This is a genomic window from Candidatus Enterococcus courvalinii, from assembly GCF_017315945.1.
In the GTDB taxonomy this organism is placed as follows: domain Bacteria; phylum Bacillota; class Bacilli; order Lactobacillales; family Enterococcaceae; genus Enterococcus_B; species Enterococcus_B courvalinii.
On record NZ_JAFLWI010000007.1, the window covers coordinates 75,394 to 100,061 of the forward strand.

Below are 24,668 nucleotides of genomic sequence, written 5' to 3' on the forward strand. Positions count from 1 at the left end.
TGTTATGTGAATAATTAGAAAAAAATGTATAAAATAATAATTTTGTGAGAGTTTTGATGAAATGACGAAAAGCAACAGTGGTTTGTTATAATTTGATAAAAGCGGTTTTTTATTTGGAGGATACTTGCATGAATGAGATAGAGCGACAGAAAAAAGGGATCGGGCTAATTCCATTAGCTGCCATGGTCATTGGTTCGGCGATCGGAGGCGGCGTTTTTGGTATCATGACGGACATCTCAGGTTCAGCAGGAGGTGCAGCGCTCTTTAGTTGGTTACTTGTCGGCTCGGCAATGTTGATGTTATCTTTGTCTATTAACAATTTGAACAAGAAACGACCGGATTTAGAAGGCGGAATCTTTAGCTACGCAGAAGCGGGCTTTGGTCGGTTTGCAGGATTTATCAGTGGCTGGGGCTATTGGCTGACTTGTTGGTTAGGAAATGTTGCCTTTGCAACGTTACTGATGAGTGCGTTGGGCTATTTTTTCCCAGTATTTGCTGGTGGTCAAAATATTCCTTCCGTGGTGATGAGCACTCTTTTACTTTGGGGATATGCTTGGTTGGTCAATCGTGGCGTAGAAAATGCGAGTATCGTAAATGCAATCGTGACGATTTGTAAATTAGTGCCACTCTTTTTGTTCATTGTTGTAGCAATCAGTACGTTCTCGATTCAACAATTTATTGCAAACTTTTCAAGTGATATTATTTTGACAGCCAATGGACAAGTTGTTCCATTTTCAAGTCAAATTTTAAGTTGTATCATGGTAATGCTCTGGGTTTTTGTTGGAATTGAAGGAGCGTCTGTTGTTGGTTCGCGTGCAAAGAAAAAATCAGATGTTGGAAAAGCAACGATTTTAGGAATTCTGGGCTTAATTTTGATTTACGTGTTGGTTTCCATGCTTCCATATGGAACGATGCCCATGAAAGAACTTCAATCGATCCAAACACAACCAGCTATGGGGTATGTGTTTGAGAAAATGGTTGGTAAATGGGGCGCCATAGTGATAAATGGTGGTTTGATCATTTCTTTATTTGGTGTATGGCTTTCGTGGACGATTTTGCCAGTAGAAACAATGCGTAATATGGCACAAGATGGTCTGTTACCAACCAGTTGGAGTAAGGTAAATGCGCAAGGTGCGCCGACTTTCGCAATTGTTTTAACAACGTTATGTACAAATGTCTTCTTGTTATCACTTTTATTTACGGATAGCGCGTATAATTTTGCGTATACTTTGGGGACGGCAGCAATTTTCTTTACGTGGTTATTTCTTGGATTGTATCAAATGAAGCTGTCTTATCAACGTCGTGAAATTGGACAATTTTTGATTGGATTGTTAGCAAGTGCCTTTCAAGTTTGGGCAATGTTTGTTGTTGCCTTTAATGAAGTCATGCTCGTCTTAGTTCTTTTCTTGCCAGGTATTTACTTCTATCTTCAAGCTAGAAAAGAGCAGGAACAACCAGTCGATCATGTGAAAATCGATCGCTTCTTGTTGATTTTGGTCACTTTAGTAGGTGTTGTAGCTTTGATTTTATTTGGAACAGGAAGACTTCATGTGTAGTTGACAGCAAGTGCTTTAAAGTGAATGAAAAATAGTCATGAAGTCATGAATAGAAAGTTTTGAAGTAATAAATAAAGAAGGTAGCTAAGTAGAAGAACCTTAGTTACCTTCTTTTTTCTTTAAAAAGAGCCAATTTACTCGCACACTTATTAATAGCGTAATACAAATCAATAAAAATGACAGCTATTTTTTTGACGTAACGTACGCAAATTGACTCAATTCATTTTTTCTTCCTTTTTAATGCCCACTTGTCATTTTGATGCCAACGATACTAATCAATAAAAGACCGACAAAAAGCCAAGTTGCTGTATTCAATTTGTCATGGAACAAGACAACACCGATAATAACAGAACCCAGTGCCCCAATCCCTGTCCAGATAGGATAAGATAAACTCATTGGTAGGTGTTTGATGGCTTTTGATAAAAAATAAAAACTGGCAATCATGCCAATAATCGTATAAATCGAATAATTGACTTTTGAAAAGCCATCACTCCATTTCATCATTGTTGACCAAAATACTTCTAGAACTCCCGCTACAATTAATTCTAACCATGCCATAGCCAATGCTCCTTTCTAAAATTTTGAACACAAAAAAGAGGAGGACCATTCCTTCAAAGACCTAACGGAATGATCATCCTCATATACTACCCGGTGGCAGCTTTGTATTCGATTGATAGTGCCAGTATAGCACATTTTAAATACATTGGCATTTCTAACGATAAAAAAACACGATCCAACAAAATTGTAAGAGAAATAATTGTTCTTAGAATGGTGGCATCTCTTACTACTTAGTATACTTGATAAATGCTATTAAATAATGAAAATCGTTGGAGGTTCAAGAGTGGCTTTTACAGGAATAAATAGTTTTCAATTGAAATGGTTAGCAATTGTTTTTATGGCCGTGGATCACGTAAATAGTTATTTTGGGTCACAGTTAGGCTTTCCCTTGTGGGTAGCTTGGTTAGGAAGATTTGTTGCGCCATTATTTGTTTTTCTATTAGTAGAAGGGTTTAGGCATACACGGAGCCGATCAAAGTATGCGAAGCGTTTGGGCTTGGCAGCACTTGTTACAGCAAGTGGAAATGTCGTGTATCAATTGCTGACAGGCGCTTATATCGATCCCATGACACATCAGCCTAATTACTTTTTGTTTTTAGGTCCACATAATATTTTTCTTACATTATTTCTTTTGTTTTGTATGATGTGGGTGCTAGCTGTCATGAAACAAAGTAGCATGGGTCAAAAAACTATTTTGTTTCTGACATTTTTAGTTTTGCTAATGCTCACGGCAGCTTCAGAAGGAGGAATCTACCTGATTCCAATGATGCTTATGATGTTTGCTTTAAATGAAAAAAGACAAAGAAGTAAATTATTCATCGGGATTTTTGTTTATACTATGATTTTACTTGGCCTAGCTATTTCTAGTTACATGCAGATGCCGGTATATCAAAGTTTGTATGCATATTTAACTTTTGATAACGAATTTATGATGGTAACAGTTCTTCCGCTAATTGGATTGTATAATGGACAATTAGGTGGGACAGGTAGCAAATGGAATAAATATTTCTTCTATGTTTTTTATCCTGTCCACCTTTGGATCATTTATTTTATCTTCTACTTGGTAGGCTAAATTTCTTGTAAAAAACTGTAATCGTTGAGCGACTGATTACAGTTTTTTTATTTTGATAATTAATTGACAGAATTTTTGCACATTGAAGTTTTTTCATTCGATTTCAACTATATTTTCATCCAAATTTGTTTTATAATTAAGAAATATCTTGTCATTTGGGGGAGGAAAACAAATGGAGAATTATCTTAGCCTTTTAGGCGTTTTAATTGTTATTATTGGTTTTGCACTAAAATTAGATTCAATCTTGATTGTGATGGTTGCTTTAGTCGTGACTGCTTTAACAGGTGGGTTAGGGATTAATGGCATGCTTGAATTATTAGGAACCAGCTTTGTAAATAATCGAGGAATGGCTATTTTTATTATTATCATGTTAGCAACCGGAACGTTAGAAAGAAATGGGTTGAAAGAGTCTGCTGCTACTTTAATCCAACGATTTAAAAAAGTTTCAGCTGGTATGATTATCGATATTTATGGCGTTTTCCGGATGATTTTTGCTGCGTTTAATGTAAGCTTTGGGGGCGTTGCAGGATTTGTTCGTCCAATTATTTTACCAATGGCATTAGGTACAGTTGAATCAAAAGGTCTGAAAGTTCACCCAGAACATGAAGAAGAGCTTAAAGGAATGGCCTCTGCTATGGAAAATATTTGCTGGTTCTTTGGACAAGTTTTATTTATCGGTGGTGCGGGTGCCTTGCTTGTACAATCAACGCTGAAAGACTTAGGTTATGAGGTGACTTTAGGACAACTAGCCTTAGTTGAAGTACCAGTGGCCCTTACGGCATTAGTTGTTTCTAGTATTTATTTCTTTTTAAAAGAAAAGAAATTAGCGAAGAAATATTATTCTCAAGAAAAGGAGCAATAAGATGAATTTTTTTACGAATCCTGCTATTTTATTAAGTGATAAATTACTTGAAATTTTATATATCATCATGGGTCTAGTCTTGGTTTATACAGGGCTACGAAATCTACTTGATAAAACGAATCCGCATCGTTATGGCTCAGCCTTTTTTTGGGCAACATTAGGTGTCGTGATTGCAGCTGGTCGATGGTTGCCACCGCTAGTAAGTGGTATCTTGATTTTTGCTATGACGATTCCAGCCATTGCAAAAAGAGTCAGCAAAGGTGACAGTCGCTTGCCTTCAAAAGAATATATGGAAAAAATGTCAAGTAAACTAGGAATGAAAATTTTTATTCCAGCGTTAAGTATTGGGATATTTGCAATTTTGTTTGCCTTGTTCACTAAGTTAGGTGCTTTAGTTGGTGTTGGTGTCGGCGTCTTTGCAGCGATGGCAATCTTGATGTTCTTTTCCCGCGACAATCAGCCTACCACGTTCTTAGATGACGCAGCGGATATGTTAGGAACAGTTGGCCCGTTGAGTATGTTACCAATGCTACTTGCTTCATTAGGGGCGGTGTTTACCAGTGCAGGAGTAGGAACGGTGATTTCAAATGCTGTTGGTACGATTGTGCCCGAAGGAAACGTGAATATTGGGATTATTATCTATGCAGTGGGAATGGTTGTCTTCACAGTAATTATGGGGAATGCTTTCGCAGCAATTACCGTGATGACTGTTGGGATTGGTGCACCATTTGTCTTTAGTCAAGGAGCAAATCCAGCGCTGATTGGAATGGTTGCTTTGACTTGTGGTTTTTGTGGAACGCTCTTGACACCGATGGCTGCAAACTTTAATATTGTTCCAGTCGCTATGTTAGAAATGAAAGACAAGTATGGCGTAATCAAAAATCAATTATTTATTGCTTTATTTATGTTAGTATTCCAAATTGCTTATATGATTTTATTTAAATAATTAGGAGGAACAAAAGATGAAAGTATTAGTAACAGGTTTTGATCCATTTGGCGGCGATAAAGTAAATCCAGCATATGAAGCTGTAAAAAAAATGCCTGCAGAGATTGCAGGAGCAGAGATTATCAAATTAGAAGTACCAACTGTATTTGGCAAAAGTAGCCAAGTAGTTAGAGAAGCAATTAAAGAACATCAACCAGAAATTGTTATTTGTGTTGGACAAGCAGGAGGCCGTTCAGCTGTTTCATTTGAACGAGTAGCAATCAATCTAGCAGAAGCGCGTATTCCTGATAATGAAGGAAACCAACCGTTTGATACAGCATTGGAAGAAAATGGACCAGCCGCTTATTTCACTACATTGCCAATCAAAGCAATGACTAAAAATGTTCACGATCACGGACTACCAGCGTATATCTCTTATACTGCAGGAACGTTTGTCTGCAATGATATCATGTATCGTTTATTACATGTCCTTCATACAGAATTTCCAACAATTCGTGGTGGCTTTATCCATGTGCCATTTTCACCTGATCAAGTAATTGACCGTCCAGTAGGTACAGCATCTATGTCATTAGATGATATTGCCGATTCATTAACGTATGCAGTTGAAGCTGCAATTGAAAATGAGCACGATATTTCTGGTAATGCAGGTACGACTCACTAATATTTAGGAATCAAATAGTAGAGGCTGGCAACTAACGAATCGTTAGTTCTCAGCTTCTTTTTTTAAGGGGGAAACGTTATGGAAGAATGGAAAGCAGTATTTGAAGAATGGTTTCCCAAAGAATTAAACAAAAAAAGTTATCCAATCAAAGTATCAAAACAATATACCAGCAATCAACGCTTTGAAATCTATGAACGGTTGACGAAACCACAACGCCAATTAGTTGATCAATATCGTCGCTATTTAATCAATTCACGTTTCATGGAAGAAAATTATTTAGCTGCCACAGACTGGGTATTTGCCGACTTTAAAATCAATCCTTTTTTTCGGACTTCCCGAAGACAAGAAAAGTTGTATTGTGATTGTGGACGAGAATTAAAAGTTCAATACATCGTTAAATCACCAAAAACAGGGAGAATTCTGAAACTAGGAATCAATCACTTTGCCGAGCATTTGCACGTTTCACCAACAATTGCGAGTTCAATCCATCAAGGGATGACGAAAGTTGATTTAGCATTGGATGAACTACTGTGGCTAAAACAACAAAATATCGAATTTCCAGAAGAATTATGGCAAGAATATCTCTTTTCTTTGTATCACAATCGACGAGTGAAGCGTCCGTATTTGCCAGACGTTCATTTGGCTAAACGAGTAGCGGATTTTCGAGAAGCACAGATGCCTATTTATTTAGCAGACTATCAGGCATTAGAGCATGAAATCAAAAAAATCAGTGAACAGATTGCTGACCAACCAAAGAAAAGTCGAGCAAAAAAGGAATTATTTGAGGATTTTACAGAAGAGTTAACGAGGAACGTTGAAGAATTTCTGACAAATTACCGTTCATTTTTACGTAAAGATTGGCAAGCTGTCTTGCGAGATACAAAGGCAAAATTACCAGTCAGTTACTTTGACTCATTGATCGCGGAATTGCGTTCGTTTAATCGAGAACAACCAACACATCAGTTAGCTGAAGTGAGGGAGCGTGCACAACAACAGCGTTTTATCCAACCGGCTATTTACACCTTGATTTGGGAAAAGTATGCTTGTTATGGATTTACAGAAGGTTTTTTTGATAGTTTGCCGAGGGTGATCCGTAATGGGTTTTTAAAAGCCCTACGTCGAGAATCCTCGAATGACCAATTGCCGACAGCTAAAGTCAAATCAACTAGTAAAAAGGTAGGTGCACAGGAATGGCAAAGCCTTGCACACTCGCTCCACGACAAAAAAATCGCTGAAGTGCTTGTTGATTTTGAACAACGAGAGTATGTTTTTTCAGAAGAACAAAAAACAGCGTTAGATTATTATCAAAAACTAGAACATTCTCTTTACTTAGAAAAGCCAGAAGTTAAGTCACTATTGAGAGAATTACTACAAAAAAACTACTGTGACAAAAAGTCACAGTAGTTTTTTTGTGTGTTTCAAGATGTTCTCGGAGCTAACCACTTGGAGCCACAACCTGATTCACGGTGTTCCCAAAACAACTCCTTAATATAGCTTGCATTCACATCAAAATATGGAAAGCTATTTTGAGTGACTGCTCGCTATTTAGTCGGAGTTTAACGTTTTGCGCCACAACCTTTATTCACGGTATTCCCCAAGCAACTTCTTCGATAATAAGTCCACTTTTCATAAAATATGAGAAGCTATTTTTAGAGAAGCATCCTTATTATTTGAAGCTAACCGCTTGGAGCCACAACCTTTATTCACGGTGTTCCCAAAACAACTCCTTAATACAGCTTGCATTCACATCAAAATATGGAAAGCTATTTTGAGTGACTGCTCGCTATCTAGTCGGAGTTTAACGTTTTGCGCCACAACCTGATTCACGGTGTTCCCAAAACAACTCCTTAATATAGCTTGCATTCACATCAAAATATGGAAAGCTATTTTGAGTGACTGCTCGCTATCTAGTCGGAGTTTAACGTTTTGCGCCACAACCTTATGCATGTTGATGCGTCTGATAATATTCTTCTTCCATTTTTTGCATTCTTTCACGTTCTTTTTGGTTGTACCAAGGGGAAACTGTGAAGGCCAAAACATCGTTTAGCAAGTAAACAGAGCTGTTAACAAACATTGCTAGACTTGCAGAACCATGTGTAAACGATACATACCAAAGAACCATTTGAGCTAAACCAGAAGCTAACCACCAATAGTATTGATTGTTGTACCGCAAGAAGCTAATGATACCAGCTGAAAGACTGATTGAAAAAGCAATTGCATCAATCCAAGGACGAGGATCGTCAGTATAGCGACCAATCAAGAAACCTGAAACAAAATAAACAAGAATTGTGCCAATAATTGCGATGAACCAACTTTTACCAGTAAATTTACGAATTTTTGAAGCCATATTGTGATTCCATTCTTTACTTAATAAAACTGGAATGTCCAAAGTCACCATATAAGCAATCTGTTCACCAATACTTAAATAATTTTTAGCTGAAAAGCCAACAATGATGAAACAAATGGCAGATAAAATGCCTAAGATACCATTCACGGATTTCGCAGCGTTGATCGATAGAATACATAAAACACCTAAATTAGTTCCGATAAAGGCAATAATCGATAGCCAAGTAATAGGGTTATTCACGAGTGTCATGATCTGACAACCCAGACTAAAAAAGAAAAGATAATAATTTTGTTGAGGCCAGCCTTTTAGCTGGTGAGCTAGAAAATGAAAATATGATTTCATGTATAAGAACTCCTTTAAACACAAAATGTAGTGTCTTTAGATTTTTTTACCACAATCTATTGTATGCTTTTAAATGATAAAATCTAGTCTTACAATTTAAAAAAATCTATGTTATGATATTTTTATTTCAAATTTCTGAAAAAAACAGAAAACATTTCAAAGTGTAGTTCAAACAAAAAAGCCATGAGTCAATTACCTGACTCGTGGCTTTTCTTATTGAAGTGAGAATGTCATCTGAACTGGATTATGGTCTGAATAAGCAAATTGCGTATCAATTACTTGGATATCTTTGACTGAAAGATTATCAGAAACCAAAAATCCATCAATTAATGTGACAAAGGTTTTGTCTGGTTGGTAAGCTTCATTTAGATTTCTCACAGAAGGAACTGCTTTTTCGGCTAAATCTTTGCGAACGATGTGCATGCCCTTCGGTAAAAGTTCTTCAGGAAATGCGTGTGTCCAACTCAGTTCTTCTTTTGCTTCGCCAAAAGTTTTTTCACTGTCAGGCAGTAGCGTATGATTATAGTCGCCCCCTACAATGATATAATTTTTTTCTGCTTGATCTTTTTTCAATTGTGCAGCTAATTTTTTGATTTGTGCTTTTTGGATAGCAGGATCTTTTGTATAGGCCGAAAGATGTAAGTTATAAAGGGAAAGAAATCTGCCGTTTGCAACAGGAACCTTACTTACTGTAAACGCACGGTCTAAGTCAAAAAATTTATTGAATCCAGTTTCGATTGGTAAAGAATAACGTGTGCTTTCAGTAATCGTTCCTTTACTAAAAGTGACCAAACCAGATTGTGATTTACCAATTGGTTGCGTGATTGGATAAAAAAGATAAGCCGAGTTATAATTTTGACCATAAACAGATGAATAGTCGCTAAAATTTTGTGAAAGTGTGGCAACTTCATCAACGTTATATGAACGAGTTGCCTTCTTGTCAACTTCTTGAAAGAAGGCAAAGTCTGGTTGTTGTTCTTGGATAACACCCTGAATTTTCTGTAAGTTATGTTGAACATTTTGTTTACTAAATGCTCGTGACTCAGTGCCTCCATCCATGAAAAAACTATAATCAGGTGGATAGGCAGCGTAACCAATATTATAGGTCATGATTCGATAATCATGAGCTGTCTGGATATCTTTGGCTGAGCTACTTGACTGAATGGGAAGTAGCTGATCATCGGCTTCCCGGTGATAACTTAGATACACATAGCTAACATAGCCTGTTATAATAAGTGCAAGAATTGCGAATATTGATAAAAGTATTTTTAGTAATTTTTTCATTTTTCCCTCCTCGAAACATCTATATCTTAGCAGTAATTCAACTAAGAAGCGAGGAGTTTGTGATTATAATAAATGGATGAAATTATCATGATTCTAACAGTTTTTCTAACAAATTTTTGTTTTAGTTAAGAAAGGAAAAAAATAATGAACTTATCAACTATCCATCACGTAGCAATCATTGTTTCTGATTATCAAAAGTCACGAGAGTTTTACGTCGAAAAATTGGGTTTTGAAGTAATTCGCGAAAATTATCGCGCAGACAGAGATGATTACAAACTAGACTTAAAATTAGGAGAGACTGAGTTGGAAATTTTTGGGATTGCTTCTGCACCAGCAAGACCCAATTATCCAGAAGCATGTGGGTTACGCCATCTAGCTTTTAAAGTCGATCAGATTGAACAAGTTGTAGCTGAACTTCAGGAAATGGGGATTGAAACAGAACCGCTTAGAACAGATACCTTTACAGGTGAAAAAATGACGTTTTTCTTTGATCCAGATGGCTTGCCACTTGAGTTACATGAATAGATAACAAAACTGTCACTTCTTTTTCACTTGCTTCGATTTTTCCCCAAATAGAGTCTTGGTATACTGAAAAAAATTGGGGAAAGGGAGTAGGCAAATGAAAAAAATCGTTCTTACTTTGGCTGCCTTAGTGTTCGTTGGTGTTGCGGGTGGAATGGGCTTGTTAAATGCGACTTTTCAACCAGACGATCTGAGTGAGCAAGATTATCAAATTTCTCTAGAACAAGCCATTTCAATTTTTGAAGAGGAAGTACACAGTCAGAAAGTAACAAGTATCGGCTTTTTTTTACCTGATGAAGTTAAGAAAACTGCTAGTTCCGCTTATAGTTATTTATTTGTAGACAAAGAGCATGAAGTTGTTGTCAATCCAACGACAGGAAAAGCAACGATAAGAGCTGTTAGCCAACAAAAAAAACAAAATCAGAAACAATTAGATATAAAAAAACTGCGCAACGCTAAAAAACCGCAAATGGCTATGAAAGAGGCAATCGCTGTCTCTGGGATGAAACGAGCAAAAGTTCATGCTTGGGAAATTCTCGAAAAAGAAGGAAAGCTTTACTACAATATCCATCTTTTAGCTGAGAAAAAAATCCGACAATTTTTAATATCAACATAGTTCGAAAAGAGAAGGTTATCACTTCTCTTTTTTTGCATATAAGAGTAATCTAAAGGTGTGAAAACCGAAAGGAAGTTGAGATTATGGAAAAGATGGTGTGCCCACATTGTGGTAAGAGGTTTGCGTATCATGAAGTTGGAAATGTTGTAGAACACGTAGATAAAGAGGTACCAATTGTCTGTCCTTATTGTCGTGAAGAAGCAGCGAAACGCGTCTCTCACGGTTATTTTGTTACCCAAAAAATTGAAAATTATTTAAAATAACGAATTTTGCACTTTCTTTTTCCAAATGCTACAATGGCAAGAAAAGGAGAGAGAATAACTATGATTCGTTTTGCAAAAAAAGAAGACGGACCTGAAATTGCACCGTTGATTTTGGTCATTTTGAAAGACATGGAATTACCCTTTGTTCAAACCTTTGGTGAGCAAAAAACAATTGAAGTTTTAATTGATGCAATTGCTGATCCTAACTATCGTTATAGCTATACTCGTGGGATTGTTGAAGAAATAGATGGCAAAGTGGCAGGTATTGCTTTTGGTTACACAGATGAGGAAGAACCTGTTATTGATTTACCATTGGCTGATATTTTAGAAAAACATGGACTTCCACGTGATCAATATTTATTTATAGATAAAGAAACGCTTCCTAATGAATGGTATCTGGATACGATTTCTGTTTCTGAGAAATTTCGAGGAAAAGGAATTGGCTCTAAGTTGTTAGAAGCATTGCCGATGTTAGCAGAAAAAGCGGACCGAACAATTATCGGCTTGAGCGTTGATCAACAAAATCCACAAGCAAAAAAATTATATGAACGTCATGGGTTTAAGGTCGTTGAAGAAACAGAAATCAGTGGGCATCAATATGAACACATGCAAAAAACAATATAAAAGTAATTGATAGATTGACCAAAATTTGATCAATGAAAAATAATTAAACGCCCCAAAACAGTTGTTTTGGGGCGTTTAATTTTGTGGGAATTTAGCTATTCAAATATAACTTAGAATATTGAGTTGATGAATGTTTGCTCAGTTCAGCATAAGTAAAACACAAAGTACGTACTTGCCTTCGCCGAGGTCTTTTGACTAAGTTTGAAGGTTATTTTTTGTGTTCTTTTTAGTTAATGAGGTTTGCATTGTTAGTGTGATTCACGAATAAAATCATTTTTATAATCTCGGACATATTCTTGAATGGTACGTGGCGGACGATTTAATACTTGTTCAATCGTGTTCGTTATCTTTTTAGCATTACCTAACTGAGTAATTAGATAAAGCACGACCATAACGTTGACATAGTCTTTTGGTATCCCGCGTTGAATCATCACTCGGCGGAATTTAAGTAAAGTTGGCTTGCTGTAAGTAATTTTCGTATCCAAGTTCGTTGTCATTACTTCGGCTATCTCGTCATAAGTTAGTGCTTTTGCTCCAGTAAGTTCTAGCTCTTGATTCAAGTAAACTGGATTTGTTAAACAGACAGCAGCTACTTCACCAATGTCTCTGGTATCAATAAAACTTGTTTTTGAATGACCAGCTGGAATAAACAAATCATGATTGTTCTTGATATCATTTTGATGCGTCGTATTTAAATTTTGCATGAAGAAACTAGGTCGGATAAAAGTATAAGGTATCTTTGCTTCACGGATCATTTTTTCAATTTTATGATGAGGAGTCACCGGATTTTTTTCCACACCAATTAAAGAAACGAAAACGATTTGTTCGATATTTTGTTGTTTGGCATAGGTTAAAAAAGGTGCCATGTCTTCTTTTGGTTTAGATAACTGTGGTGGACGAATAAAGAAGACTTTATTCACGCCTTCAAAAGCTTTAGGGAATGTTTTTGGATCTAGAAAATCAAATGGAACAAGTGTTAGTTGGTGAAAATGTTGAAATGTTTCTTGAACTTTTGAAACAGTATGCACACCTACCGTGAGTTTTATTTTATCGTTTTTTGCTAATGTTTCAATCAAAGGGTAGCCAATATTTCCTGTACCACCAATAATAAGTATATGATCCATTACATATTCCTCTTTTCTATTCGATTATTTTCTTGGTTTATTTTTGTTAGTAAAACATTCAAGGTTTCTTGTTCCTTTGTAGACAAAATTGTTAAATAGTTTGCAAGAATCTGTTCGCTAAGTGCTTGGCATTCAGCTAAAATTTCATGCCCAGTATCGGTCAATGAAATCAAATGAGAACGAAGATCTGAAGGATTCGCTGTTTTTATGATGAATCCTTTCTTTTCAAGCCGCTTAATGATGCCTGAAATGGTTGGCTTGTCCATGTCTAATGTTTCTGATAGTAAGACCGCAGTCTGTTCGTTTTTGAGAAAGAGTTGTTGAATTACTGCCCATTGCTGGACGGTAATTCCTTTTGTATTCAATGCTTGATTTAAATTGTATTTTAGTTGTTTTGAAATATTCATCAGTAAGTAACCAGTATCCATTTAAGTCTCCCTTCAAATAAATGATCAACAAACGATATTTAGTTAGTATGCTAACTAAATTGAGAGGACTTGTCAAATTTTTTTGCTTTGGCTGTGGAAAACTACATGGAAGTTTTAATTTTGAGAGAAATTGACATTTTTTTTAGTTGTTATTTGATGGTAAACTATTTTTTGAAATCAGCTGAATTCAAAAATGAAATTCCTTCTTCAAAAGCAGTTCAAAATAATAAAAAGTACATGAGGTGTTCTACGTGAGAGGTAGTATAGACAAAAGTTTCTACTGCTTACCAGTCATCGTTTCGTTTGTTGTTGTTTTCGGAGGTTATGGAGGATTTGATCTGATTACTTCTATACTTATAACATCTTTAGATATATAAACTTGTTTATCGCTATAAACATATTCATGACAACTTACATGCTAGCAAAATTATCGAAAGAAGAAAAACAGAAAAAAAAGTGGTATTTATGAAGAGTTTTGCTATACTTTTCCTGTTTTTACCACAAATAGAACAATGTCTAATTTTATATACACTTCCATTAAACCTAAACTTATTTCTAATAACCACTAACGTTTGGTTCAGTAAAGTTGTTATTGCTGGAATTTCTTCTTTCCTTTTTCACTTACTATATATGGTATATGGTAGACGAAGTTATTCAAAAGATAGCATTATTGCTATTGTTTAAGCTAGTTCTTTAGTTAGTCAAATCATTACAAAAAGCACCCCCAAAAGGATTAACTTTTGAGAGTGCTTTTTGATTGTTGACAGGAGCTAATTCAAATCCAATCGAAAATCAAGTGGATGCTCCTTATTTTTACTTTTATGATAGAGCCAATAATCTAAAACAGCAGCAATACAAATGCAAAGTGGCGCATCTTCATCCTTGGTCACATCTAGTACATAGTAATCACCAGTAAACAACGTAGCTTTGTTCATCGCCATAATTGGCTGATTGAAATGATGGATGTGGTATCGGTGGTTGTAAATATCACCTTGAACTGTCCAATGAAGGTGACGAATATAATAAAAATCACCCGGCCAATTAAAAATTTTTTGCATGGTGCCAACTTTTTCAAAATCCTTGTAGAGTTCAAATCGAGTACCAAATGTCAGGCTGATTTGTTTGATGTGCGCAACGAGTTTTCCATTCATTGAATAAAGCGAAAGTGCATCGCCTTTCGTTCCCCAACGACCAACCATTAAGAAAAGTGATTTACCATCCTCATTTTTAACGATTGTCCGAGTCGCACGACTAAGCTGTTTTTCTTGAATGAAAAATTCTGACATCGTTATCCCTCTTTTCTAACTAAGAACTATAAGTCTTCAGCAATCGCACGTAAAATTGCTTTGCCAACGCCAGATTCTAAATTCGTTGCAGTTGTGTATTTTGCATATTCTTTCACGTCAATTTCTGCATTTCCCATAGCGAAGCTTACGCCTGCTACTTGCAACATGCTGACATCATTGAAATTATCTCCGATAGTCATGACATCGTCTAAAGAAATGCCACGGTCGTTTGCAACGTGTGCAACAGCAATGCCTTTTTGGGCGTTTTTATGATTGACTTCAATATTATTTTGACCAGAAGAAGTAACTGTTAGATTACCAAGTTCGTCAATTTGTTTGCCGACAGGGCCAAGAACACTTGGTCCTTCAGTATGGAAACAAATAATTTTTAAGACTTCAATTTCCTCATCTTGTTGCAAAAGATCACGAATACTATCAATGTAATTTATATGAAGTAATTCTAAATTTGCAGAAGCCATTGCGATGGCCATTTTGTAAGTCAAATGTGGTAAGTGCGTTGCAACCATGGAGGCAAAACTTTCAATTCTTTTTGCTTGGCTTTCAGAATATAAGCCTTTGTTTGTCGAAACTTCATAATAGATGTTGTTTTGATCTAAAATATCTAGTACAAGTGTTGCTTCTTGATGAGGAATCGCAACTGTAAAAAGAGAATTGCCTTCTTTATCAAAAACTTGCGCGCCGTTTAAAGTAATCATCGCACAATCGATACCCACTTCGTCTAACGCTGCACGCGCTTCTTGATAATTACGACCAGTAGCTACCATGAATTCGATTCCAGCTTGTGTGGCAAAGCGAATTGCTTCGGCATTTTCCGGTGTCACGCTCATGTGTGAATCTAATAATGTACCATCCATATCGGATGCAATTAGTTTGATCATAATTGTTTACCGTTCCTTTCTAATTCTTCTTCTTAGTTTACCATATTAAGGAGGCGAGGCGGGGAAGATTGTCCCTTGTTTAAGAATAATTTGTAGGTTATCCTTTGAAAAGGAGGTGAAGGATTTTGAAAGAAATCATTCATAATAGTTGGCAAGAAATCTTAGCAGATGAATTTGAAAAACCGTATTATCAATCTTTACGTGAATTTTTAAAAACAGAATATCAAACACAAAAGATACATCCCGATATGTATCATATTTATGAAGCATTAGAATTAACGCCCTATGAAAAAGTCAAAGTAGTCATTTTGGGTCAAGACCCTTATCATGGTGTAAATCAGGCACATGGTTTATCTTTTTCGGTGCAATCGGGTGTGAAGACGCCGCCGTCACTGGTAAATATTTACAAGGAAATGCAGTCGGATCTGGGAATTCCACCAGTCCAGCATGGCAATCTAGTCTCTTGGGCAAAGCAAGGCGTTTTATTGTTAAATACTGTTTTGACTGTTCGAGAAGGACAGGCCTATTCACACCGAGGGAAAGGCTGGGAACAATTGACGGATCGGATCATTGAAAAATTAAATGAACGAGAAAAACCAATTGTCTTTATTTTGTGGGGGAAACCAGCGCAAGAAAAAATCAAAATGATTGATCGTAGCCGCCATATCATTTTGACTTCTCCACATCCAAGTCCATTGTCAGCACATCGTGGTTTTTTTGGCTCGAAACCATTTTCAAAAACAAATGATGCGTTGGTAGCTTTAGGTGAAACGCCAATTGAATGGCAACTGCCTGAAACAGTGTAATAAAACAGCGCTTTCCTGTTATAGTGCAGGCTTGTATGTATGTGAAAAACTTCATTTTTATAGCGTTTATGACTAATACAGATAAAATAAACTGTTCTTTTTTTTGAGAATAGTGTATGATTGGGTATATAAAATATCTGGAGGTCATCTCGTGGAATTGTTTGATAATTTAAGATTTAAAATTGTTCGTCGTGGTATTAAAATCGTTTTTCCAGAAGCAACTGATGCAAGAATTTTAGGCGCTGCTGCTCGTTTGAAAGCAGAAGAATTGATGGAACCAATTTTGATTGGTAACCCAGAAGAAATCAAAAACGCAGCCCATGCACGCGGTATCAAGGCTTCAGGATTTACAGTCATTGACCCTGCTAATTATGCACAATGGGATGAAATGGTTGATGCTTTTGTTGAGCGTCGTAATGGAAAGGCATCCAAAGAACAAGCACAAGAAATTTTAAAAGACGTCAACTACTTTGGTACAATGTTGACTTATATGGGAATCGCTGATGGCATGGTTTCTGGTGCTATTCACTCGACTGGTGATACAGTTCGTCCGGCTTTACAAATCATCAAAACAAAACCTGGCGTGAGTCGTACAAGTGGTGCGATGATCATGGTTCGCGGAAGAGATCAAGAAAAATATGTCTTTTCTGACTGTGCAATCAATGTGAACCCAACGGCTCAAGAATTAGCTGAAATTGCTGTTGATTCAGCGAAAACAGCTGAGTTATTTGACATTGAACCAAAAGTTGCACTGATGAGTTTTTCAACAAAAGGTTCTGCTAAAGCAGCTGAAGTAGATAAAGTCGTAGAGGCAACAAAAATTGCGAAACAATTAGCACCTCAATACATGATTGATGGTGAATTACAATTTGATGCTTCTTATGTGCCAGCAGTTGCACAATTGAAAGCACCTAATTCGGATGTCGCAGGACAAGCAACTGTTTTCGTATTCCCAGAGTTACAATCTGGAAATATTGGGTACAAAATTGCGCAACGTTTTGGTAACTTTGAAGCAATCGGCCCAATCTTACAAGGACTAAACAAGCCAGTTTCTGATTTGTCACGTGGAGCAAATGAAGAAGACGTTTACAAATTGTCAATTATTACGGCAGCACAAACTTTGATGGACTAATAAGCTTGTGAAAGAAGGTTGTGGCACCAAGCGTCTAGCTTCAAGCAATAAGGAAGTTTTGCTAAAAATAGCTTCTCATATTTTTATGAGAAAAAGACGTATTGTCGAAGAAGTTGCTTGAGGAACACCGAGGAAAAGGTTGTGACGCAAAACGTTCATCTTCGAATAAATAATGAACAACTGGCTCCAACAAGCAAATCAGCGACCGTTTGACTTTCAAAAATTTGATTCTTGCTAAGGGTGTATGACCTCGGTCGTGCACCCTTATTTTTTCTTTGAAAATTGGCTATTCCACGTTATACTTGCACATAGAAGCAGGATGAAGCATAGAGTATAGAAAGTAGAGAAGAGAAATGATTGAATTAACAGGATTAGAAATGACAGAAGAACTTGCGAAGGTAATTGGTCAAGTTGCTGAAGCAGGTGATAATTTGATATTAACTGGCGATCTTGGCGCTGGAAAAACGACGATGACTAAGGGAATTGCTTTGGGATTGGGCATTGATCAAATGATCAAAAGTCCTACATATACAATCATTCGTGAGTACGGGCAGGGAAGATTGCCATTGTATCATATGGATATCTATCGTGTGGCGGCAAGTGGTGCAGACTTGGGATTAGATGAGTACTTTGAAGGCGATGGACTTTCTGTGGTTGAATGGGGAAATCTACTGGAAGAAGCTGTACCAGAAGATTATTTGGAACTGATTTTAGAAAAAAGTGATACAGATTTGAATAAACGCTATGTGAAATTCCGCGCATATGGTAGTCAAGGAGCAGATTTTGAAAAAAGAATACGAAATGGATGGGAAAAAATTAATGGCTGAGGAAATTAACGTGGTAATCCGTGAAGCTACTCCAGAGGATGCGCAAGAAATTTTGACAATGAGTAAACAAGTTGGCAGCGAAACAGAGTTTTTAGTGATGGATGAAGAGGGATTGCAGTTATCACCAGAAAGACTTGCTTTAGAACTAGGTTATTTGGCTGAAAGTAGGAATAATTTGTTGCTAGTTGCTTTGGTTGGGGAGAAAATCGTTGGGACAGCTTCTGTAAAAGCTACTAATGAATATCGAATCGCTCACATTGGAGAAATTGGAATTAGTTTACTAAAAGAGTATTGGGGATTTGGATTAGGAACACTGATGATTGAAGAGATTATTGATTGGGCAAAGAACAGTGAGAAAATTTTTCGCTTAGAGTTACAAGTTCAAGTTCGAAATGAACGAGCAGTACATTTGTATCAAAAATTGGGGTTTGAAATTGAATCAACGATGCCAAGAGGTGCGAGAAGTGATGCAGGTGAATTTTTAGATGTTTATCAAATGAGTTATTTGGATTTATAAATATTAGATGTGTTTCTGCTAAAATAATCAGATCAAATGTGGACACAAATGATGAATTTTATCAATAAGATGTTAAAAAGGAGAACAACAATTGTCAAAAGCTAAAAAAAATTTGCTTATAATAGGGATAGGAACTGCTATTTATTTGCTTACAGCATATGTTTATAGACACGTCATTTTATTTGCAGAGCCTTTAGATCAATTATATCAATCTGATTCAGGGATAATTAAAAATTTTAGTGCTATTTTGATATGGTTATTGTTTAGCCCAGCGCTTAGGGTTATGACTATTATTGTATGCATAGTTCTTCTGATTACTGTAAATAAAAAGAAGAAATAAAAAAGAACCTTGTTTATCCATTCAATAGACAAGGTTCTTTTTTTACTAGATTTCGAAGTGCATTTAGTTACTTTGGGTGTTCGGAGCTGAACGCTTGGCACCACAACCTTTATCCACGGTGTTCCCCAAGCAACTCCTCGAAATAATTCATAACTGTTCAAAAATATGAGTAGCTATTTTTGCCAGTTATTCTTTATTTTTTCAGAGCTGAACGCTTGGTCCCACAACCTTTTTCACAACTTTACTTCAAAGTAACCAATTTCTTAAGCGGCTCCGTCCCAAAATGCTTTTCTTGATAAAGCAAAATTTCAGCACAAGCTCGACTATCTTCTAGCGCATCGTGATGATGATCTAGTGAAATAGAGAGATTCTCACAAACCGTATTGAGTTTGTGGTTAGGGAATTCTGGAAATAGTTTACGACTACTTTTCACCGTACATAGGGATAAATAATTTGGTTGATCGAGGTGATAGTAGTCCAAACAGCCAGCTAACACTTTAGTATCAAAAGCGGCGTTATGCGCAACAACCAGCCGATTTTGTTGAAAATAATTTTGAATAGTTGACCAAACTTCTGGAAATTTTGGTGCATTTCGTACATCTTCTTGATGAATGCCATGAATTTGAACATTACGCCAGAAAAAAGGTGTTTCCGGCTGGATCAAAGTATAGTACTCATCAACAATCTGACTATTTTGGACCATCACTAATGCCAATGAACAGGCACTATATGGTTGATGGTTAGCTGTCTCAAAGTCCATTGCGACGAAGTTCATTTTCATAAAACCTCCTTTTTAAAAAGTATTCTAACACAGATTATCGAAAAATAATTTGTTTCTAGAAATCAAAATAAATCTTTACATGTTTAAGTCTAATTCAACTGGACAATGATCACTACCAAAAATTTCAGTATGGATTTTGGCATCGATTAAGTCGCTATCCAAAGAACGACTTGTTAAAAAATAGTCGATACGCCAGCCGGCATTATTTTTCCGTGCATTAAAGCGATAGCTCCACCAAGAATAAATACCTTCTTTTGTTGGATAAAAATGACGGAAAGTATCAGTAAATCCTGTATCAAGTAAGTATGAAAAAGCATTTCGTTCTTCAATGGTAAAGCCGGCATTCTTTTGATTTGTTTTCCAATTTTTTAAGTCGATTTTCTCATGGGCCACATTTAGATCACCACAGAGGATTACTGGCTTTTGCTTGTCTAACTCATTTAAGTAGTTTTCCAAAGCTTTTTCCCATTCAAGTCGATAAGCTAATCGCTTTAATTCGCTTTGCGAGTTTGGTGTATAGCAGGTAACTAAGAAGAAGTTTGGGTATTCTAATGTGATCAAACGACCTTCTTGATCGTGTTCATCAATGCCCATCCCGTAAGAAACGGTTAGTGCCTCTTCCTTAGCAAAAATGGCAGTACCTGAATACCCTTTTTTGACCGCATAATTCCAATATTGATGATAACCAGGCAAGTCTAACGCTATTTGTCCTTCTTGTAGTTTCGTTTCTTGTAAACAAAAGAAATCTGCATCTAGTTCATGAAAGACTTCCATAAAATTCTTTTTCATAATCGCTCTAAGGCCATTAACATTCCAAGAGATAAGTTTCAAAATAGACACTCCTTTTTACTTAAGTACGTCTTTTTTTCTGTTCTCATTGTACTTCAATTTTATCGAAATGAAAAATGGTGTAAGATTAAGTTAAGAAAGCTTTATTGGAGGAGAAAAAATGAAGATTGGTGTAATCGGCGTTGGCAACATTGCAGAAAAAGCGTATCTACCCACTTATGCAAAAAATCAAGGAACATTGACCTTTTATTTTGCAACTAGAAATGAACAAACGAAAAAAAGAATCAAAGAGATGTATGGATTTTCTCATTTGTATGAAACGGTTGATGAATTGATTGCAGAAAAAATCGAAGCATGTATGATTCACGCAGCAACAAACGTTCATTATGAACTCGCAAAAAAATGTTTAGAACATGGAATCCATGTATTTATTGATAAACCATTAAGCACTTCGTTGAGTGAAGTAGCTGAGTTACAAGCCTTAGCAGAAAAAAATCAAGTTGTGCTGATGATTGGATTTAATCGTCGTTTTGCACCAATGGTTGAAGAGTTGAAGCAACTGCCAAACAAACGTCTGATTCAGTTACAAAAAAATCGGATAGCTGCACAAGAAACAACTGAATTTGTTGTGTATGATCTCTTTTTACATTTAGTAGATACAGCTGTTTATTTATTGGATGAACCTATTACTCGAGTGAACAGTAAAATCATTGAAAAGAATGACTACTTAGAACTTGCTTTGCTTCATCTCGAAACAGCTAATCAGACTGCCATTTTAACAATGGATTTGCGAAGCGGTGCGAATACGGAACAGTATCAGGTAACAAGCGAACAAGGGACCTATGAAGTGCGCAATCTGACACAGATGACGATTCAACAAGAGGGACAAACACGCCAAAAGGAGTTTGGGGATTGGACGAATACTTTAGAAAAACGTGGATTTGAACCAATGACTATGGCATTTTTTGAACAAATCCAACACGCACAACCCAAGAATCAACAGTTAAAACAAGCAGGAGTTTATCAGAGTCACGAGCTTTGTGAACAAATGATTCGGACACATCTTCGTCATCTGCTTTAACATCGAGGGTAGTAACTTTGTTTTAAGCGTGATAGAATAATGTGGATGTTTGAAAAGAAAGGAAAATCCTCCGTGAATAAAGAAGAAGTAATGAAGCACTTACCAGAGATAACTTTGCTCTTAGATGAACCGTTGATGAATTACACATTTACCAAGACTGGTGGACCAGCAGATGTCCTTGCTTTTCCAAAAAGAAAAGAAGAAGTCAAAGAGATCGTTGATTATTGCAGAATGAATCAAGTGCCTTGGATGGTATTAGGGAACGCTAGTAATTTGATCGTTCGTGATGGCGGGATTCGCGGTGTAGTTATCATGTTGACTGAAATGAATGCTGTTCATGTAGAAGACACGGTCGTTGTAGCAGAAGCTGGTGCGAAACTAATTGATACAACTTATGCAGCTTTGGCGGAATCATTAACGGGTTTTGAATTTGCTTGTGGAATTCCAGGAAGTGTCGGTGGGGCTGTTTATATGAATGCCGGAGCATATGATGGTGAAATCAAAGATGTATTTGCAGAAGTAGATATTTTACTTGAAGATGGAACGATGCAAACACTAACCAACGAAGAAATGAATTTTTCTTACCGTCATAGCGAAATCCAAAAAATGAATGCAATCGTGTTAGAAGCACGTTTTCAATTAAAACAAGGGGACTACCCGCAAATCAAGGCACGAATGGATGAACTAACTGAATTGCGTCAATCTAAACAACCTCTTGAGTATCCTTCTTGTGGTAGTGTGTTTAAGCGTCCTGTTGGGCATTACACTGGACAATTGATTCAAGAAGCAGGTTTGCAAGGCTTAAAATGGGGTGGCGCACAAATTTCTGAAAAGCATGCAGGATTTATTGTTAATATTGATCATGCAACGGCGACAGATTATGTGGAATTGATTGGTCATATTCAGCAAGTCATCAAGGAAACGTTTGATGTGAACTTGGAAACGGAAGTTCGAATCATTGGTGAATTGGCTCCAGAAAAAAATTTAACAAAATTTTAAAAGAAGGTTGTGAAAGAAGTGCCCAGCTCCAAGAAATAAGAATAAATGACCAGAAATTGCTTCTCAAATTTTTGAGTCATTTAGACTTATTTGGAAGGAGTTACTTCTTGAACACCGTGAAGAAGGTTGTGGCGCCAAGCATTTAGCTCCGAACAAATAAAGAGTAACCAATAAGAAATAATTTCTTATATTTTTGAGTAATTATTTAAGAAAAGACACCAAAAGTTGTGACGATTGTCACAACTTTTTTTGTTGATTTAAAGTTATGTTATCTCTTTATTTGTCAGATGCTTGATAGTGTCTGTTTTTTTCTCTGTCTTTTAAATTTTTCTCATAGCTGTTGTTATTGTGATTTTGTTCACTTATAATGAGCTTTGGGAAAAAAGGAGGAAAAAAATGAAAAAATTATTAGCGAGTTTATTTATTGTTACATCTGTTATCACGATGAGTGCCTGTTCATCAGATAATTCAGCTTCAAAAGAATCATCAAACTCAAGTACAAAAGAAACAACAGATGTATCTTCTGGTGCATCTGAACAAGCATATACGGATCCAAAAGAAATGAAAGATTCCTATGACCTAGTGATTGTTGGTGCTGGTGGAGCTGGAATGACTGCTGCAATTGAAGCAAAAGATGCTGGTCTAAATCCAGTGATTTTGGAAAAAATGCCAGTTGCGGGCGGAAATACTTCAAAATCTTCAAGTGGAATGAATGCCTCTGAAACTAAATTCCAAAAAGCAGATGGCATCACAGATTCAAATGACGCGTTTTATGAAGAAACCTTAAAAGGTGGCGGAGGAACGAACGACAAAGAAATGTTACGCTACTTTGTTGATCATTCAGCAGACGCTATTGATTGGTTAGACACAAATGGTATTACTTTAGATAACTTAACGATTACTGGTGGAATGAGTGAAAAACGTACACATCGTCCATCGGATGGTTCCGCAATTGGTGGCTACTTAGTTGAAGGGCTTTTGAAAAACGTTCATGAACGTGAAATTCCAATTTTTGTAAACACTGATGTTACAGATATCAAGAAAAATGACGGTACAGTGAATGAAGTAACTGTTCAAGTGCAAGGTGAAAAACCAAAAGAAATTACTGGAAAAGCAATTGTTGTAACAACTGGTGGTTTTGGTGCAAGTAAAGAATTGATTGAAGAATATCGTCCAGATTTAAAAGGGTATGTAACAACTAACCAAGAAGGTTCAACGGGTGATGGTATCAAGATGATTGAAAAACTTGGTGGACAAGCAGTAGATATGGATAAAATTCAGATTCACCCAACTGTTCAACAAGACAAAGGTGTTTTGATTGGTGAAGTTGTCCGTGGGGAAGGTGCAATTCTTGTCAATAACGATGGTGAACGATTTGTAAATGAAATGGATACTCGTGATAAAGTGTCAGCAGCAATTACTGATTTACCAGATAAATCAGCTTACTTGATTTTTGATCAAGGTGTACGCGATCGCGCGAAAGCAATTGATTTTTATGATGAAAAAGGTTATGTTACAGCTGGTGACAGCATTGAAGATTTAGCGAAAGCAATCAACATTCCTGAAGAAACATTGGCAAAGACAGTTACTACTTGGAATAGTGAAGTAGCAGATAAAAAGGATACACAATTTAATCGTACAACTGCGATGGATAATGACCTATCAAAACCCAAATATTATGCCATCAAAATCGCACCAGGAATCCACTATACAATGGGTGGTGTGAAAATCAATACGAACACAGAAGTATTGAATGCAGATAATGAGCCAATTAAAGGTTTATATGCGGCTGGTGAAGTTACGGGTGGCTTACATGGAGATAACCGAATTGGTGGAAATTCAGTAGCAGAAATTATTATTTTCGGACGTCAAGCTGGTCAACAAGCTGCTAAATTTGTTTCTGAAAGTTAAAAATGAGCTTGGGATAACTACTATCCCAAGCTTTTTTGTTACTTAAAAAGTTACTTTAGTATTTCAATCTTACGACAGCAAACAAGCATGCAAAC

General features: G+C 36.4%; 27 protein-coding genes. 18 read left to right on the plus strand and 9 right to left on the minus strand.

What is annotated here, in order from left to right:
- Positions 1-128: 128 nt before the first annotated feature.
- On the plus strand, positions 129-1,556 hold the full coding sequence (locus JZO71_RS06155) for a basic amino acid/polyamine antiporter (RefSeq protein ID WP_206898672.1): 1,428 nt from the start codon (positions 129-131) through the stop codon (positions 1,554-1,556).
- Positions 1,557-1,793: 237 nt separating this feature from the next.
- Here JZO71_RS06155 and JZO71_RS06160 read toward each other — a convergent pair whose 3' ends face one another.
- A complete protein-coding gene (locus tag JZO71_RS06160) occupies positions 1,794-2,114 on the minus strand; it encodes a DMT family transporter (RefSeq protein WP_067485163.1) in 321 nt (106 codons plus the stop codon).
- Between the two features lie 283 nt (positions 2,115-2,397).
- Between JZO71_RS06160 and JZO71_RS06165 the strand changes: the two genes are divergently transcribed.
- From JZO71_RS06165 to JZO71_RS06185, 5 genes are all read left to right on the plus strand, one after another.
- Positions 2,398-3,186: a TraX family protein gene (locus JZO71_RS06165; RefSeq protein WP_206898673.1), complete on the plus strand. Its 789-nt coding sequence runs from the start codon at positions 2,398-2,400 to the stop codon at positions 3,184-3,186.
- Between the two features lie 172 nt (positions 3,187-3,358).
- Positions 3,359-4,048 (plus strand): DUF969 domain-containing protein, encoded by a 690-nt coding sequence (locus tag JZO71_RS06170; protein ID WP_206898674.1) that lies wholly within the window; start codon positions 3,359-3,361, stop codon positions 4,046-4,048.
- Position 4,049: 1 nt separating this feature from the next.
- Positions 4,050-4,994, plus strand: coding sequence for a DUF979 domain-containing protein (locus tag JZO71_RS06175; protein ID WP_206898675.1), 945 nt, complete (start codon positions 4,050-4,052; stop codon positions 4,992-4,994).
- Between the two features lie 16 nt (positions 4,995-5,010).
- Positions 5,011-5,655, plus strand: coding sequence for a pyroglutamyl-peptidase I (gene pcp, locus JZO71_RS06180; protein ID WP_206898676.1), 645 nt, complete (start codon positions 5,011-5,013; stop codon positions 5,653-5,655).
- A 78-nt stretch (positions 5,656-5,733) separates the two neighbouring features.
- Positions 5,734-7,059 (plus strand): hypothetical protein, encoded by a 1,326-nt coding sequence (locus JZO71_RS06185; protein WP_206898677.1) that lies wholly within the window; start codon positions 5,734-5,736, stop codon positions 7,057-7,059.
- A 535-nt stretch (positions 7,060-7,594) separates the two neighbouring features.
- On the opposite strand, the gene pnuC is transcribed toward JZO71_RS06185, so the two are convergent.
- Together pnuC and JZO71_RS06195 are read right to left on the minus strand one after the other, a co-directional pair.
- A complete protein-coding gene (pnuC, locus tag JZO71_RS06190; protein ID WP_206898678.1) occupies positions 7,595-8,344 on the minus strand; it encodes a nicotinamide riboside transporter PnuC in 750 nt (249 codons plus the stop codon).
- Between the two features lie 213 nt (positions 8,345-8,557).
- The gene (locus JZO71_RS06195) at positions 8,558-9,628 is read right to left on the minus strand and encodes an endonuclease/exonuclease/phosphatase family protein (protein ID WP_206898679.1); all 1,071 of its coding nucleotides are present in this window, start codon (positions 9,626-9,628) and stop codon (positions 8,558-8,560) included.
- 144 nt (positions 9,629-9,772) lie between these two features.
- Here JZO71_RS06195 and gloA2 point away from each other — a divergent pair, with 144 nt between their 5' ends.
- From gloA2 to JZO71_RS06215, 4 genes are all read left to right on the plus strand, one after another.
- Positions 9,773-10,153, plus strand: a complete 381-nt coding sequence (gene gloA2, locus JZO71_RS06200) for an SMU1112c/YaeR family gloxylase I-like metalloprotein (RefSeq protein WP_206898680.1) — start codon at positions 9,773-9,775, stop codon at positions 10,151-10,153.
- Between the two features lie 94 nt (positions 10,154-10,247).
- Entirely contained in the window at positions 10,248-10,766 is a 519-nt protein-coding gene (locus JZO71_RS06205) for a PepSY domain-containing protein (protein WP_206898681.1), read from the plus strand.
- A gap of 83 nt (positions 10,767-10,849) precedes the next feature.
- On the plus strand, positions 10,850-11,029 hold the full coding sequence (locus JZO71_RS06210) for a hypothetical protein (RefSeq protein ID WP_206898682.1): 180 nt from the start codon (positions 10,850-10,852) through the stop codon (positions 11,027-11,029).
- Positions 11,030-11,089: 60 nt separating this feature from the next.
- Positions 11,090-11,653, plus strand: coding sequence for a GNAT family N-acetyltransferase (locus JZO71_RS06215; protein ID WP_206898683.1), 564 nt, complete (start codon positions 11,090-11,092; stop codon positions 11,651-11,653).
- Positions 11,654-11,901: 248 nt separating this feature from the next.
- Here JZO71_RS06215 and JZO71_RS06220 read toward each other — a convergent pair whose 3' ends face one another.
- From JZO71_RS06220 to JZO71_RS06235, 4 genes are all read right to left on the minus strand, one after another.
- Entirely contained in the window at positions 11,902-12,777 is an 876-nt protein-coding gene (locus JZO71_RS06220; protein ID WP_206898684.1) for an SDR family oxidoreductase, read from the minus strand.
- Positions 12,777-13,205: a MarR family winged helix-turn-helix transcriptional regulator gene (locus JZO71_RS06225; RefSeq protein WP_206898685.1), complete on the minus strand. Its 429-nt coding sequence runs from the start codon at positions 13,203-13,205 to the stop codon at positions 12,777-12,779. The genes JZO71_RS06220 and JZO71_RS06225 overlap by 1 nt, the downstream gene beginning before the upstream one ends.
- A gap of 770 nt (positions 13,206-13,975) precedes the next feature.
- Positions 13,976-14,491 (minus strand): LURP-one-related/scramblase family protein, encoded by a 516-nt coding sequence (locus JZO71_RS06230; protein ID WP_206898686.1) that lies wholly within the window; start codon positions 14,489-14,491, stop codon positions 13,976-13,978.
- Between the two features lie 26 nt (positions 14,492-14,517).
- Positions 14,518-15,390: a Cof-type HAD-IIB family hydrolase gene (locus JZO71_RS06235; RefSeq protein WP_206898687.1), complete on the minus strand. Its 873-nt coding sequence runs from the start codon at positions 15,388-15,390 to the stop codon at positions 14,518-14,520.
- Between the two features lie 125 nt (positions 15,391-15,515).
- Between JZO71_RS06235 and JZO71_RS06240 the strand changes: the two genes are divergently transcribed.
- From JZO71_RS06240 to JZO71_RS06260, 5 genes are all read left to right on the plus strand, one after another.
- Positions 15,516-16,196, plus strand: a complete 681-nt coding sequence (locus tag JZO71_RS06240; RefSeq protein ID WP_206898688.1) for a uracil-DNA glycosylase — start codon at positions 15,516-15,518, stop codon at positions 16,194-16,196.
- Between the two features lie 151 nt (positions 16,197-16,347).
- Positions 16,348-17,328: a phosphate acetyltransferase gene (pta, locus tag JZO71_RS06245; protein ID WP_071868813.1), complete on the plus strand. Its 981-nt coding sequence runs from the start codon at positions 16,348-16,350 to the stop codon at positions 17,326-17,328.
- Positions 17,329-17,681: 353 nt separating this feature from the next.
- Positions 17,682-18,155 carry a tRNA (adenosine(37)-N6)-threonylcarbamoyltransferase complex ATPase subunit type 1 TsaE gene (tsaE, locus tag JZO71_RS06250; protein WP_206898689.1) on the plus strand — a complete coding sequence of 158 codons (474 nt, stop codon included), beginning with the start codon at positions 17,682-17,684 and terminating at the stop codon, positions 18,153-18,155.
- Positions 18,148-18,672 (plus strand): GNAT family N-acetyltransferase, encoded by a 525-nt coding sequence (locus JZO71_RS06255; RefSeq protein WP_206898720.1) that lies wholly within the window; start codon positions 18,148-18,150, stop codon positions 18,670-18,672. Before tsaE ends, JZO71_RS06255 begins: the two co-directional genes overlap by 8 nt.
- Positions 18,673-18,763: 91 nt before the next feature.
- Positions 18,764-19,012 (plus strand): hypothetical protein, encoded by a 249-nt coding sequence (locus JZO71_RS06260; protein ID WP_206898690.1) that lies wholly within the window; start codon positions 18,764-18,766, stop codon positions 19,010-19,012.
- A 241-nt stretch (positions 19,013-19,253) separates the two neighbouring features.
- On the opposite strand, the gene JZO71_RS06265 is transcribed toward JZO71_RS06260, so the two are convergent.
- Positions 19,254-19,787 carry a 3'-5' exonuclease gene (locus tag JZO71_RS06265; RefSeq protein WP_206898691.1) on the minus strand — a complete coding sequence of 178 codons (534 nt, stop codon included), beginning with the start codon at positions 19,785-19,787 and terminating at the stop codon, positions 19,254-19,256.
- 81 nt (positions 19,788-19,868) lie between these two features.
- A complete protein-coding gene (locus JZO71_RS06270) occupies positions 19,869-20,624 on the minus strand; it encodes an exodeoxyribonuclease III (RefSeq protein ID WP_206898692.1) in 756 nt (251 codons plus the stop codon).
- Between the two features lie 118 nt (positions 20,625-20,742).
- On the opposite strand from JZO71_RS06270, the gene JZO71_RS06275 reads away from it, so the two are divergent.
- The 3 genes from JZO71_RS06275 (at position 20,743) to JZO71_RS06285 (ending at position 24,573) form a co-directional block, all read left to right on the plus strand.
- Positions 20,743-21,663, plus strand: coding sequence for a Gfo/Idh/MocA family protein (locus JZO71_RS06275; protein ID WP_206898693.1), 921 nt, complete (start codon positions 20,743-20,745; stop codon positions 21,661-21,663).
- A 72-nt stretch (positions 21,664-21,735) separates the two neighbouring features.
- Positions 21,736-22,662, plus strand: a complete 927-nt coding sequence (murB, locus tag JZO71_RS06280) for a UDP-N-acetylmuramate dehydrogenase (protein WP_206898694.1) — start codon at positions 21,736-21,738, stop codon at positions 22,660-22,662.
- 396 nt (positions 22,663-23,058) lie between these two features.
- Positions 23,059-24,573 carry a flavocytochrome c gene (locus tag JZO71_RS06285; protein ID WP_206898695.1) on the plus strand — a complete coding sequence of 505 codons (1,515 nt, stop codon included), beginning with the start codon at positions 23,059-23,061 and terminating at the stop codon, positions 24,571-24,573.
- The last annotated feature ends 95 nt before the right edge of the window (positions 24,574-24,668 follow it).

What these genes read in the sequence shown, in the direction of transcription:
- JZO71_RS06155 (WP_206898672.1), top strand. Translation starts at nt 129, where the DNA reads ATGAATGAGATAGAGCGACAGAAAAAAGGGATCGGGCTAATTCCATTA.
- JZO71_RS06160 (WP_067485163.1), bottom strand. Translation starts at nt 2,114, where the DNA reads ATGGCATGGTTAGAATTAATTGTAGCGGGAGTTCTAGAAGTATTTTGG.
- JZO71_RS06170 (WP_206898674.1), top strand. Translation starts at nt 3,359, where the DNA reads ATGGAGAATTATCTTAGCCTTTTAGGCGTTTTAATTGTTATTATTGGT.
- JZO71_RS06175 (WP_206898675.1), top strand. Translation starts at nt 4,050, where the DNA reads ATGAATTTTTTTACGAATCCTGCTATTTTATTAAGTGATAAATTACTT.
- pcp (WP_206898676.1), top strand. Translation starts at nt 5,011, where the DNA reads ATGAAAGTATTAGTAACAGGTTTTGATCCATTTGGCGGCGATAAAGTA.
- JZO71_RS06185 (WP_206898677.1), top strand. Translation starts at nt 5,734, where the DNA reads ATGGAAGAATGGAAAGCAGTATTTGAAGAATGGTTTCCCAAAGAATTA.
- pnuC (WP_206898678.1), bottom strand. Translation starts at nt 8,344, where the DNA reads ATGAAATCATATTTTCATTTTCTAGCTCACCAGCTAAAAGGCTGGCCT.
- JZO71_RS06195 (WP_206898679.1), bottom strand. Translation starts at nt 9,628, where the DNA reads ATGAAAAAATTACTAAAAATACTTTTATCAATATTCGCAATTCTTGCA.
- gloA2 (WP_206898680.1), top strand. Translation starts at nt 9,773, where the DNA reads ATGAACTTATCAACTATCCATCACGTAGCAATCATTGTTTCTGATTAT.
- JZO71_RS06205 (WP_206898681.1), top strand. Translation starts at nt 10,248, where the DNA reads ATGAAAAAAATCGTTCTTACTTTGGCTGCCTTAGTGTTCGTTGGTGTT.
- JZO71_RS06210 (WP_206898682.1), top strand. Translation starts at nt 10,850, where the DNA reads ATGGAAAAGATGGTGTGCCCACATTGTGGTAAGAGGTTTGCGTATCAT.
- JZO71_RS06215 (WP_206898683.1), top strand. Translation starts at nt 11,090, where the DNA reads ATGATTCGTTTTGCAAAAAAAGAAGACGGACCTGAAATTGCACCGTTG.
- JZO71_RS06220 (WP_206898684.1), bottom strand. Translation starts at nt 12,777, where the DNA reads ATGGATCATATACTTATTATTGGTGGTACAGGAAATATTGGCTACCCT.
- JZO71_RS06225 (WP_206898685.1), bottom strand. Translation starts at nt 13,205, where the DNA reads ATGGATACTGGTTACTTACTGATGAATATTTCAAAACAACTAAAATAC.
- JZO71_RS06230 (WP_206898686.1), bottom strand. Translation starts at nt 14,491, where the DNA reads ATGTCAGAATTTTTCATTCAAGAAAAACAGCTTAGTCGTGCGACTCGG.
- JZO71_RS06235 (WP_206898687.1), bottom strand. Translation starts at nt 15,390, where the DNA reads ATGATCAAACTAATTGCATCCGATATGGATGGTACATTATTAGATTCA.
- tsaE (WP_206898689.1), top strand. Translation starts at nt 17,682, where the DNA reads ATGATTGAATTAACAGGATTAGAAATGACAGAAGAACTTGCGAAGGTA.
- JZO71_RS06255 (WP_206898720.1), top strand. Translation starts at nt 18,148, where the DNA reads ATGGCTGAGGAAATTAACGTGGTAATCCGTGAAGCTACTCCAGAGGAT.
- JZO71_RS06265 (WP_206898691.1), bottom strand. Translation starts at nt 19,787, where the DNA reads ATGAACTTCGTCGCAATGGACTTTGAGACAGCTAACCATCAACCATAT.
- JZO71_RS06275 (WP_206898693.1), top strand. Translation starts at nt 20,743, where the DNA reads ATGAAGATTGGTGTAATCGGCGTTGGCAACATTGCAGAAAAAGCGTAT.
- JZO71_RS06285 (WP_206898695.1), top strand. Translation starts at nt 23,059, where the DNA reads ATGAAAAAATTATTAGCGAGTTTATTTATTGTTACATCTGTTATCACG.